The following is an 11,573-nucleotide window of genomic DNA, read 5'->3' as shown; positions in this document are numbered from 1 at the left end:
AAGCTTGCGCTCCCCCCTTAGCCTTTACGCCGACATTGTTTGCGCCGTTCAGAACAATAGTTCCCGTATTATCTATAACACCGCCCGCCCGCCCCTCAGAATAAAGGCCAACACTTTGAGCAGGAATATATTTTCCACCATTACCATCGGAATTCACTTCAATGAGACCACTGTTAATAAGTGTAATAGCATTACCCGTAGCATAAAGCCCAATAACCCCATCAGCGGTAGAACGGAGCGTAATAGTTCCTGCATTTATTGCTTTGCCTTTATCCCTAACCTCTACAGCTATACTGCCGGACCCCAGATAATCGTGAGTGAGGCCATCCTCTCCTGTGCCCAATTGAATATGGCCGTTAGTATCATTTAAAAATGTCGAGTCATCTCTGACTAAAATTGAGCGAATACTACCGGACTGTTCATCCGGCAGAGTTGTATTCCCCCAATAACCACTATTAATATTTCCATAATTTATAGCTTGAGCCCCATTAAGCAAAGTAACGCCATTGGTAGTAGCGTTACTAGATTTATTTTCGTACAGAGCACGAGCGTCGATATTATAATCACCATGATTTATAAATGAACTGCCTGCATCAGTTACATAAACAGGAAATGCTGAAAGCCCTCTGGCAATTACTTTTGTTCCACTAGTCCCACCCAGAGACAAAGTCCCATTATTAATAAATGAAGCACCAGAAGTTATGTCAACCAACCTGCCAGAACCTATTACTATGCCATCATTAATAATCGTTGCGTTATTTTCTGCCTGAAAAACTTTCATGGTATTTGCTGAACCACTACTAACAAAGAGCTCACCGGTACTGGAGATCTTTGCTAAAGCATTAGCTCCCGAGGCATGAATAATCGAACCCTCCGCGTCACCATATGCATTATAAGAGCTTCCATTAGGATATATCGAATAAATATAATTCTCTTCTTTTTCATTGTAAGCATTTTTTAGTTCAGAATCATAATCTTTATATTCTAAATTACCTAACTGAACTTGTTTAACTAACCAATCATTATATTTCTTAAAATCGCCCAAATTATTGACAGTATGATTGCTACCATCGAAAGCCTGAACATTTCCTTTATAAGAATTAATCTTTGCAGTAAATGCCGTCGAACTTCCTTCTTGCAACCATTCTAATGCTTGATTCATCAAGAATTTATTTTTAGAAGTCAAAGTTGCGGATGCTGTATTGTTCTGACCATCGATATTAATTAGATGGCTGTTCCTCAATTCACCAATAGCATACGTATCGTTATTCAATGATATTTCTGCATGGCCATTACTAACATCAACTAATCTAGTATCCACATACACGTTTACATTCGGAACCATAAATGGAGTGGCTACTCCAAAATCGTAAGAATTTTTTTCAGAAAAAGAGTTTGAATCATAAACTTTGATGGAAGTATATGCTTGTGTTATTGGGTCAAACACACTTACAGATTTTTGACCTGGAGTGCTCAAGCTAAAATTCGTTGTAATTAAACCACCCGGTTGAATGATTGCACCAGAAGAGGTCACTGAATAACCAGCATTAATTACTTCATCTAAATTGTTATATAAATTATAACTTTTCCCGGCGCCAGACCATAAGTCCACACCACTGACCGCCCAGCTATTACCGTCAGAAATGAATGCAGTTCCTTTTTGATAATTATTGATTACAGACCAAGAACTATTAAGTTTACAAATAAGAGTAGTGGGATCGCAATTGGTTGCAAAGGACGGCATGGAAATTGCCGCAGCCATTAACATAACAGCCGTCTTAATAGACTTACTAGTGGAACTTTTGATTTTACCTTTACCCAGTTCTGAAACAACGACAGGCTGTCCCGTCGCTCTGTTAAATATCACTTTATAAATTGCGTTCATATAAGATCCTTACGCCCTGGGCGTAATTAGTTTTACGTAAAGTAGTTAAAACTACAGGTCTACAGTTATTTTACTGACTTGACCATATCGGTAGCCTGTTGACGGGAAAATATAAACCGACTCAAGCGATCATATGAGGCACGGATGTAAACAGGTTCATAACCTGCGGTATTCACCATATAGCCCCGCCCTTCCACACGCATAATAAAATCCTCATCGACACCAAGACCGACGAGCCTTTTCTTTAATTCGTTCATGACCTGCCATAAGCGTGGCCCTGAGGATTTCAGCCCATATGCCTCCCACACGGCTCTCATGATGATTTCATCACGCAGAAGGCCGGACCTTCCTCTCTCAAGCAGAAACTCCAGTAATCGGAACATGGTCTGTCTCAGATAAATATGTTTCTGATTTAATTTCTGACTATTAAGGGGGATAAGCACCCGGTTTTCCCGCAGAACCATCACACCATTACGATCATCTCCCAGAATATAACCAAATTTTCTCACGAATAAATATCTCCATATTCCGGCTCTGCATTTCTGCAATAACTGTCAGCGAACTGTTGGAATCATGTCAGCATAATAGTTTCAGACGAAACCTAATATCAAACCAATCAATTTGATAAAAACAAAAAACCAATAAAAAAATAAAAACCAGATAATAACACCATAGAATAAACAATAATCAGATACTTATCCTGAATTATTAATATTTTGATTGATGAAATTAATAAAAAACCTTTGCTTTTTAATGAAGTTTTTTATGCTTATTATTTCTTTTTTAAAGTGTTTACTACTTAAGGTTCATGTCCTTCCCTTCTTGTAAAGCGGGTTTTCCGGCAGTGACCAGGGTTTTTCTGTCTGACCGGATATTAACATCTGCCCGGTACGGGTGAAGGGATCATCACTTCAATTAAGACAGTTAAGATTTCACTTAAGATCACAAACAAATAAGCGACTGAATTTACACATAAATTACCCATCCCTTTTGAAGCCACTTAAGAGTTATGAAATAATTTCTGGCACCATGAATCGGGGAAAGCTAAGATTTGGGCAGGCAGTCAGCAGGCAGGGAGTCATGAAGAAAACGTATTTGATCGACGGCAGGGTAGTCTTTCACAGCGGGCAAAATGAACTGGCCAGTCTGGTTCATCCAGATCTCTCGAAAATACTGAACGAGCCCTGCGCCCGTTGCCTTGAGGCGCTGCTGGATGCGGAGGGAAATATTGTCCGCCAGGCTGAACTGTATAAGGCTGGCTGGGGTGAGGCGTATAAGGACGTCGCACCTAATACCCTGTACCAGAATATACTCCTGGCCCGTAAGGCCTTCCGCAAGATAGCTGAAAGTGATGACGATTTTATCATTACCGTACCCAGACAGGGGTTCCGGTTTAATGAAACCATGACGGTAACAGTCAGGGTCTCTACTGACAGTGCCGTTTCGGCTCTGGATAAAAAAATTCCTGAATCAAACAGTGACGGCAGTAAAACTTTAATGTCGAGGGAGATTGTTCCAACTCTGCTGTCCCGTCTGACCATCCCGGTTACGGCAGTCTTCATTCTCCTTGCATTAGTGACGTTTAGTGTAGCATCCTTAAGATATGGTACGGCCCCCTACGATGATTTCACAGCTGAATATAATTATGCAGGCGCGCAAAAAGGGTGTCAGGTTTACCTTAATAAACGGCAAACTTTGTCCGCTATAAAAATTGAACAACTTCTGAGAATATGGCCGGGTATCACGGCTAATTGTAGCCAAGTACCACAACGATATATTACGCCGTACCGTAATCAACACAGCGTGTTTTATCTTTCATGTAACGGGAAAAATGAGGCTGAAAGAATATGCAGTTCAGGCTATCTACGGTTATCAGAATAACAGTGTGCACTCTCAGCCTGCTGGTATTGTGTTATTCCGTTTATCATCTGCTGAAGTTAAAAAAGAGTTCTGAAGGGAGAGTAATCCACTGTATGGCGGCGTTTGACAGCCAGGTTAATAAGAACCGGCTCAATGCTAAAGTGATGCTCTATCTGTACCGGGAAAAAGGCAGCATTCAGATTAGCGGAGACTATACCTCACCTGCAGGTGAACAGACACCGGTCAAGCTGGTCTCCGGTATTACGTATGAGGTAACAGGTGAAGACTATCATGTTCGTTTTACCGGCAATAAAACCTCATTCCAGTCAAAGGATATCCATGAAACATTCAGTCACCTGCTGCCTTTTTCCGTAAACACTGAAAATGTGGATTATATCTACCAGTTCCGGGAGCAGAGCGACGGGAGTTATCTGATCCGGCAGAACGGCATTCCGCTGTTGTTGTGCAAAAACATTCCCCGTCGGTGATTGCTGCCAGGTAAGCATCATTTTATTATTATTGTTGCTGGCAATGCATTAGTGACAATTTGTTCATAATGTGCATATTTAAATGCTTCAGTAGCACAAATACCGTTCTTCCTCCGCGAAGATCCGAAAACCCCTGGTGCCGGATCTTCTAATCCCCCCACCGCCGCGCTGCGGCAAGAAAACGCAGGATGTGGTGTACCACCATCTGCAATTTTGTTTATATGTTGTGTTGTACCTCACTGCCGTGACCCGACTCGCAGGGGTAAATATTGCCTCTTTGCTTATTTCCTCACCGTAGTACACTTCCGGTAATTCGTAAATAAGCAAAAAATTGGATCACCGCGAAACAAACATCCTATAATTTAATACCGTTGGTATATGGCTGCTTATTATCAGTCTACAAATGATGACGGAAGGGGAAATGATGCGGGTGACAGATGTAGGGTTGCGCGCAGTCAATTGTGTCACATGACATATGTTTTTATTGGCCTAAAAATATGAAGATGCTGCTGGTTCAAACTTTGAATCTGCGTAGATGACTTTGAAAGCTCGCCTCCGCGCATCCTTCATGCCATGACTATACAGGGACACCTGCATAAATTTTGCAGCCCGGTCGTTGTAAGATATGAGGATATCGGCAAACTCAAAAGCCCCTCTATCCACCAGCAGATCCGTAACAGAGAAGGTAAAACGTTTCCACGTTCAGTTCGGTCGCCTCTTTATTTGCAATACGCCATAATCAGATCTTATACTCATTTAACAACGTATAGGCTGTATTCTTGTTTTAACACCCTATACGTTGTTAAATGTATTTACAGATGCAAGTATTAGACGCAAGCGCAGCGGTTATCTTAAATGAATACGACTTACCCAATAAAACACCTTAATCAGTTACGTCCAATGTTGATTGCTTTTCGCAAAGAAAATGGGCTAACACAGAAAGAGATTTCTCAACGATTAGGGGTTACACAGCAGGCCTATGCCCGACTTGAATCCAATCCTACCAGCGCCAGTTTCGAGCGTTTGTTTAGAATTTTTTGTGTGTTAGGGGTTGGACTTACCTTATCTTCAACACAACACTCCGCCCCAATAACTGAAGTGAAAAACGAATATGAATCTTCTCCGGCCAGACGGGAAAAATGGTGACGAGGCATGTCCATCAAAGATTGAATTAGAACGTTTGCTATGCACGCTACACGTTGGCAAAGGTATCTCATACCCTGTAGCCATCAGTTGCTGGTTAGACTCCAAACAGTAAAGCTGATTTATTAATCGAGAGTTTAGATTAATCTTAATACTAAGCTTATGAAAAATAAGAACTATATCCGTATAGCGATACAACTTTAATGTCATTTTTCATTTTAAATTTACAACTTTATTGTCCCTACACAGGAGATTCATCATGATCGCGATTACCGGCGCTACTGGCCAGCTTGGCCATCTCGTTATCGAGCAGCTGTTAAATACCGTACCGGCCAGCCAGATTGTGGCTATCGTGCGTAACCCGGCGAAAGCTGAAGCGTTGAGCCAGCAGGGCATTGTGGTTCGTCAGGCGGATTACACCGACGAAGCCGCCTTCACCGCCGCGCTGAGCGGTGTGGATAAGCTGCTGCTGATCTCTTCCAGCGAAGTAGGCCAGCGCGCAACCCAGCACCAGAACGTCATTAACGCCGCCAAAACGGCAGGCGTGAAATTTATCGCCTACACCAGCCTGCTGCATGCGGACAAATCACCACTGGGTCTGCACGTTGAACACGTCGCGACGGAAAAAGCGCTGGCGGCGTCCGGCATTCCTCATGCCCTGCTGCGCAACGGCTGGTATACCGAAAACTACCTGGCGAGCGCGCCGCCCGCGCTGGAACACGGCGTGTTTATCGGTGCCGCAGGCGAAGGCAAAATTGCCTCTGCGACCCGTGCAGACTATGCAGCGGCGGCCGCCAAAGTCATCGCTGAAGAGGGTCATGCGGGCAAAGTATACGAACTGGCAGGCGACCACGGCTGGACGCTGAGCGAGCTGGCGGCGGAGCTCAGCAAGCAGAGCGGAAAGCCGGTAACCTATCAGAATCTCAGCGAGGCAGATTTCGCCGCCGCGCTGAAAAGCGTCGGCTTGCCTGCCGGGCTGGCAGATATGCTCGCGGACTCCGATGTGGGCGCGTCCAAAGGCGGTCTGTTTGACGACAGCCGTACCCTCAGCAAGCTGATTGGCCGTCCAACCACGCCGCTGGCGGAGAGCGTCAAAGCCATTCTGTAATTGTTACGGATTGGTTATTTTTTGTGGCATCCCCTCGGGTCATCTCTGATAATGAAACGATGACCCATGAGGAGGCTCACCGTGCAAGGCGTACCGGAACAATTTATTGATGAGAGAGACAGCGCGCGCTTTCGCCACCTGGCGCAGCTGCCGGGCCTTGAACTCTATCACGCGCATATCTCTGACTACGCCTTTGAGCCTCACACCCATGAAGCCTTCGGGATCGGCACGATTGAAACCGGTGCCGAACGCTTTCGCTATCGCGGCACCCAGCATCTCGCACCTGAAAAATCCGTTGTTACCATGAACCCGGACGAGATCCATACCGGGGAATCCGCCACTGAAGACGGCTGGCGCTACCGGATGGTTTACATCGAGCCTGACCTGCTGGACGAGGTAACCGGCATGCGCCACTGGTGGTTCAGCGACGTAACCCGCTATGACCCGCTGCGCTCGCAGCAAATCGGCAGGCTGATTTACGGCCTGTGGCATACGGACGACCCGCTGGCGCAAAAAGGCTTATTGCTGGATTTGATTGAGACCTTTCAGCCGTTAGCCCATCACGCGCCGGTAGTTCAGGAAGGTGCACACCGGTTCGAACGCGTGCGCGAGTATCTGCACGACAACTATATGCACGCCCTGACGCTGGACGAGCTGGCGAACGTTGTCTCGCTCAGCCCGTACCATTTCCAGCGCCAGTTCAAAGCCCATTTCCACGTTACGCCGCACCAGATGCTGATGGCCATCCGCCTGTGGCGCGCCAAAGCGTTCCTCACCCACGGCATGCCCGCAGCTGAGGTCGCCGCCGCAACCGGGCTGAGCGACCAGTCGCATTTAACCCGCGCGTTTACCCGCCGCTACGGCATTACTCCCGTTCGCTACCAGAAGCAGGTCACCCGGCGCTAAAGCGCAATCTCATACAATACGTGCGTATTTGTCCCTCCTACACTGAGTGCAACGTGAATCAAACAGGATGGAAAAATGATTAGTGGCGTGTTGTATGCCCTGCTGGCAGGGATGATGTGGGGGCTGATTTTTGTCGGCCCGCTGATCGTACCCGAGTATCCGGCCATACTGCAGTCGACCGGACGTTACCTGGCGCTGGGGCTGATTGCCCTGCCCCTGGCGTGGCTGGGACGCGCGCGCTTGCGTCAGCTCAGCCGTCAGGACTGGGGTACCGCGCTGGCGCTGACCATGATGGGTAACCTGATCTATTACGTCTGTCTGGCAAGCGCCATTCAGCGTACCGGTGCGCCGGTTTCCACCATGATTATTGGCACGCTGCCGGTGGTCATCCCCATCTTCGCGAATCTGCTCTATAGCCACCGGGACGGCAGGCTGGCGTGGTCAAAAATGGCGCCGGCGCTGATGTGCACCGCAGTGGGACTGGTGTGCGTCAATATCGCCGAGCTGCGCCACGGGCTGGGCGATTTCAGCTTATGGCGTTACGGTTCGGGGATCGTTTTAGCGTTCGTCTCGGTAGCGTGCTGGGCCTGGTACGCCCTGCGCAATGCGCGCTGGCTGCGGGAAAACCCGGACAAGCACCCGATGATGTGGGCAACGGCGCAGGCGCTGGTCACCTTGCCCGTATCACTGGTGGGGTATGTCGGCGCGTGCCTCTGGTTAGGCTATCAACAGCCAGACTTCGCCCAGCCCTTCGGGCCGAGGCCGTGGGTGTTTATTGGCTTAATGGTTGCGATTGCGGTGCTGTGCTCCTGGGTGGGTGCGCTGTGCTGGAACATTGCCAGCCAGAAACTGCCGACGGTGATTTTAGGGCCGCTGATTGTCTTCGAAACCCTTGCGGGGCTGCTTTATACCTTCCTGATGCGCCAGAGCGTACCGCCGCTGTTAACGGCCTGTGGAATATTATTGCTGGTCGTGGGGGTGGTGATTGCGGTGAGAGCGAAGCCGGAAAAACCAAGGGTCGTTCCGGCGTCGGAGATGTGAGCATTGCCCGGCGGCGCTGCGCTTGCAGGGCCTACAAAACCGTAGGCCCGGTAAGGCGTAGCCGCCACCGGGCAAGTCCTTAAAACGTTTCCCAGTTCCCTTCTGACGCCGCCGCTGCGGGCTGCGCTTTTGGCACATAGGTTTTCACCGGTGCCGCTTTGACCGCCTGGTTGCGGGTGATTTTGAACACCGCCACCGCTTCGTTCAGGCGTGCAGCCTGATCTTCCAGCGCGGCCGCAGCAGCCGCAGACTCTTCCACCAGCGAGGCGTTCTGCTGGGTCACGCGGTCCATCTCGGCGACCGCCTGGCCCACCTGGTCGATACCGCGGCTCTGCTCGTCAGAGGCAGAGGCAATTTCGCCCATGATGTCGGTCACGCGGGTGACCGCGTTGACGATCTCCGCCATCGTCGCGCCCGCTTCATTCACCAACTGCGAGCCTGCGTTGACGCGCTCGCCGGAATCATCGATCAGCGCCTTAATCTCTTTCGCCGCCTGTGCGCTGCGCTGGGCAAGCGTTCGAACTTCCCCTGCGACTACCGCAAAGCCACGGCCCTGTTCGCCCGCGCGCGCCGCTTCCACCGCCGCGTTCAGTGCCAGAATATTGGTCTGGAAGGCAATACCGTCGATCACGTTGGTAATTTGCGCGATTTTGCTGGAACTGGTCGCGATTTCATCCATCGTACGCACGACGCCTTCTACTACATTTCCACCCTTCTTCGCCGTTGAGGAGGCATCCAGCGCCAGACGGGAAGCCTGACGCGCGTTATCGGCGTTCTGCTTCACGGTGGCCGTCAGCTGTTCCATGCTGGCTGCCGTTTCTTCCAGAGACGCGGCCTGCTGCTCGGTACGGGAAGAGAGGTCGTTACTCCCGGCAGAAATTTCACCGGCGCCGGTGTAGATGGTATCCGCACCTTCACGCACCACGCCCACGGTGTTCGCCAGCGAGGTTTGCATCTCCTGAACGTTGCGCGCCAGAATAGCCATTTCATTCTTACCTTCAGCCTGAATCGGCTGGGTTAAATCCCCCGCCGCAATGGCGCGAATATGGTTAATCACCTCTTCCAGAGGCAGCAGTAGCACGCGGCGCATAGCGATCCAGCTGGATACAATCACCACAATCACCAGCAGCATCACCGCAGAGAGGATCCACAGGATGCGTTTGTAGTCGCTTTCATTATCCTGGATGCCTTTATCGGTAAGCGTTGCCTGCGCTTCGCGCCACTCGCGGTAAACCGCCTGCATCGCGGTCTGTTTATGCTCCGCGTTCTGCTTGAACATCTCTTCCAGATTGCCCTGGCTCAGCAGGACGTTCATTTGCGTCAGTGTGGAGGAGTAAATGCGGTACTGCTCTTCGAGACGCTTGGCCAGATTCTCATCCAGCCCCGGCGTATTCGGCAGGGCGTAGTATTTATCGTAATGGGCTTGCGCATCGGCCAGCAGATTCTTCGCCGTGTTGACCAGCTCATTGAGCTGCCCACCGTTAATCTGAGAGGCCATGCTGCTTTGCAGGCGCAGCATCCCGCGGTTCAGCGTCACCCGCGCCTGATTCAGGCTGATCCACGCATCGGTAAACTCCGCGACGTTTTTACTGGAGAGCTGCGACACGGTGAAGTTGTCTTTATCGTTATTCAGCGCGTTAATAAAAATACCCGCGGAAATCACTTGCATGATGCCGAGCACAAGCAGCACCGAAATAAGAAGAGTAATGACTTTTATACGTTTAAACATACGTTGCCTTTGTTATATGCAGGTTTCTCTGACGAGTATCTATCGGCACGCGCGGCGGGTTGTTTACTGTTTCTCCACCTTTAAAAAGTTTCTAAACCACTTTCCTAAGTCCATTCAGGGAGTTAAACGGGACATTTTTTGTGATCCCCGTCGCACTTTTTCCCTTCCCTCTAAAGGGTTATAGCGCCACCATAAAGATGCATTTAATATGCATCTTATATTCTTGATGACGAGGTAACTGCTATGGCCTTTCGCGACCAACCCCTTGGCGAGCTGGCGCTCTCCATCCCTCGCGCTTCTGCGCTGTTCCGTAAATACGATATGGATTACTGCTGCGGCGGTAAGCAGACCCTGGCGCGAGCGGCCTCGCGTAAAGAGCTGAACGTGGAGGTTATCGAAGCGGAACTGGCACTTCTGGCCGAACAGCCTGTCGACAAAGACTGGCGCACCGCCCCGCTCGCGGAAATCATCGACCATATCATTGTGTGTTACCACGACCGCCACCGTGAGCAGCTGCCTGAGCTGATCCTGCAGGCGACGAAAGTTGAGCGCGTCCACGCCGACAAGCCTTCCGTACCGCGCGGTCTGGCAAAATACCTGACCATGCTGCACGAAGAGCTTTCCAGCCACATGATGAAAGAAGAGCAGATCCTCTTCCCGATGATTAAACAGGGAATGGGCAGCCAGGCGATGGGGCCCATCAGCGTGATGGAAAGCGAACATGATGATGCGGGCGAACTTCTGGACGTGATCAAACACACCACTAACAACGTCACGCCGCCGCCGGAAGCGTGCACCACCTGGAAAGCGATGTACAACGGCATTAACGAGATGATTGACGACCTGATGGAACACATCAGTCTTGAGAATAACGTTCTGTTCCCGCGGGCATTGGCGGGGGAATAAAAAAGGCCGCTGCGGCCTGATGCCCTCACTCCGGCCCTCTCCCACTGGGCTGAGGAATCCCCAGTAATTTTTAAGCAGAAGCAATAATGTTGTTTCAGAACGATTTAAGGCCTTCAGCGATGCTATGGTCCGGCTGTAAATCGCTGAGGCGTTTGCCTTCCGGCCGGGGCGAGGCGCATGGATGCGCCGAGAGGGCGGGCTTTACAGGGATGTTACCTCCGCCCGTCCCCGACAAGCCGGAAGGAATAAGCCGAAGGCACCGCGAAGCGGCGATTTACCGCCGGGAGCCCGGGTCGCCAGGGAGGTGGCGACTGAGCCGCCCTGGCACGTTCACCGGCCATGTCCTTACAGAGTAGCAAGGAACATAAAGTGAACGGAATGACCACCAGAGCCGTATGTTCCCCCTCACCCCAGCCCTCTCCCTCAAGGGAGAGGGGGTCGTCCATGCAAACATTATTTTGTGGGGATCCCTCAGGCCACGGGAAGAGGGTGCAAAAACTAAAAACG

9 protein-coding genes and 1 pseudogene are annotated in these 11,573 nt (G+C 49.9%); 7 read left to right on the top strand and 3 right to left on the bottom strand.

The window, feature by feature from the left end; genetic code table 11:
• Window positions 1–1,819 precede the first annotated feature (1,819 nt).
• A pseudogene (locus HBM95_02380) lies at window positions 1,820–1,885 on the bottom strand (hypothetical protein).
• A gap of 65 nt (window positions 1,886–1,950) precedes the next feature.
• Entirely contained in the window at window positions 1,951–2,394 is a 444-nt protein-coding gene (locus HBM95_02375) for a hypothetical protein (GenBank protein ID NIH41790.1), read from the bottom strand.
• A 571-nt stretch (window positions 2,395–2,965) separates the two neighbouring features.
• Here HBM95_02375 and HBM95_02370 point away from each other — a divergent pair.
• The 6 genes from HBM95_02370 (at window position 2,966) to HBM95_02345 (ending at window position 8,431) form a co-directional block, all read left to right on the top strand.
• Window positions 2,966–3,766 carry a hypothetical protein gene (locus HBM95_02370; protein NIH41789.1) on the top strand — a complete coding sequence of 267 codons (801 nt, stop codon included), beginning with the start codon at window positions 2,966–2,968 and terminating at the stop codon, window positions 3,764–3,766.
• Between the two features lie 17 nt (window positions 3,767–3,783).
• The gene (locus tag HBM95_02365; protein ID NIH41788.1) at window positions 3,784–4,233 is read left to right on the top strand and encodes a hypothetical protein; all 450 of its coding nucleotides are present in this window, start codon (window positions 3,784–3,786) and stop codon (window positions 4,231–4,233) included.
• Window positions 4,234–5,088: 855 nt separating this feature from the next.
• Window positions 5,089–5,379, top strand: coding sequence for a helix-turn-helix transcriptional regulator (locus HBM95_02360; protein NIH41787.1), 291 nt, complete (start codon window positions 5,089–5,091; stop codon window positions 5,377–5,379).
• Between the two features lie 256 nt (window positions 5,380–5,635).
• Window positions 5,636–6,484, top strand: a complete 849-nt coding sequence (locus HBM95_02355) for an SDR family oxidoreductase (GenBank protein ID NIH41786.1) — start codon at window positions 5,636–5,638, stop codon at window positions 6,482–6,484.
• An 81-nt stretch (window positions 6,485–6,565) separates the two neighbouring features.
• A complete protein-coding gene (locus tag HBM95_02350; GenBank protein NIH41785.1) occupies window positions 6,566–7,390 on the top strand; it encodes an AraC family transcriptional regulator in 825 nt (274 codons plus the stop codon).
• Window positions 7,391–7,465: 75 nt separating this feature from the next.
• Window positions 7,466–8,431 (top strand): DMT family transporter, encoded by a 966-nt coding sequence (locus HBM95_02345; GenBank protein ID NIH41784.1) that lies wholly within the window; start codon window positions 7,466–7,468, stop codon window positions 8,429–8,431.
• Window positions 8,432–8,510: 79 nt separating this feature from the next.
• Here HBM95_02345 and HBM95_02340 read toward each other — a convergent pair whose 3' ends face one another.
• The gene (locus tag HBM95_02340) at window positions 8,511–10,160 is read right to left on the bottom strand and encodes a HAMP domain-containing protein (GenBank protein NIH41783.1); all 1,650 of its coding nucleotides are present in this window, start codon (window positions 10,158–10,160) and stop codon (window positions 8,511–8,513) included.
• Window positions 10,161–10,403: 243 nt separating this feature from the next.
• Here HBM95_02340 and ytfE point away from each other — a divergent pair, with 243 nt between their 5' ends.
• A complete protein-coding gene (ytfE, locus tag HBM95_02335; GenBank protein ID NIH41782.1) occupies window positions 10,404–11,066 on the top strand; it encodes an iron-sulfur cluster repair protein YtfE in 663 nt (220 codons plus the stop codon).
• The last annotated feature ends 507 nt before the right edge of the window (window positions 11,067–11,573 follow it).

It is taken from the genome of Enterobacter asburiae, assembly GCA_011754535.1.
Taxonomy (GTDB): Bacteria; Pseudomonadota; Gammaproteobacteria; order Enterobacterales; family Enterobacteriaceae; genus Enterobacter; species Enterobacter cloacae_N.
This window is presented reverse-complemented; position numbering and strand designations above follow the sequence as displayed.

Coding starts and splice junctions, on each gene's coding strand:
- HBM95_02345 (NIH41784.1), top strand. CDS start 7,466: ATGATTAGTGGCGTGTTGTATGCCCTGCTGGCAGGGATGATGTGGGGG.
- HBM95_02340 (NIH41783.1), bottom strand. CDS start 10,160: ATGTTTAAACGTATAAAAGTCATTACTCTTCTTATTTCGGTGCTGCTT.
- HBM95_02355 (NIH41786.1), top strand. CDS start 5,636: ATGATCGCGATTACCGGCGCTACTGGCCAGCTTGGCCATCTCGTTATC.
- HBM95_02370 (NIH41789.1), top strand. CDS start 2,966: ATGAAGAAAACGTATTTGATCGACGGCAGGGTAGTCTTTCACAGCGGG.
- ytfE (NIH41782.1), top strand. CDS start 10,404: ATGGCCTTTCGCGACCAACCCCTTGGCGAGCTGGCGCTCTCCATCCCT.
- HBM95_02360 (NIH41787.1), top strand. CDS start 5,089: ATGAATACGACTTACCCAATAAAACACCTTAATCAGTTACGTCCAATG.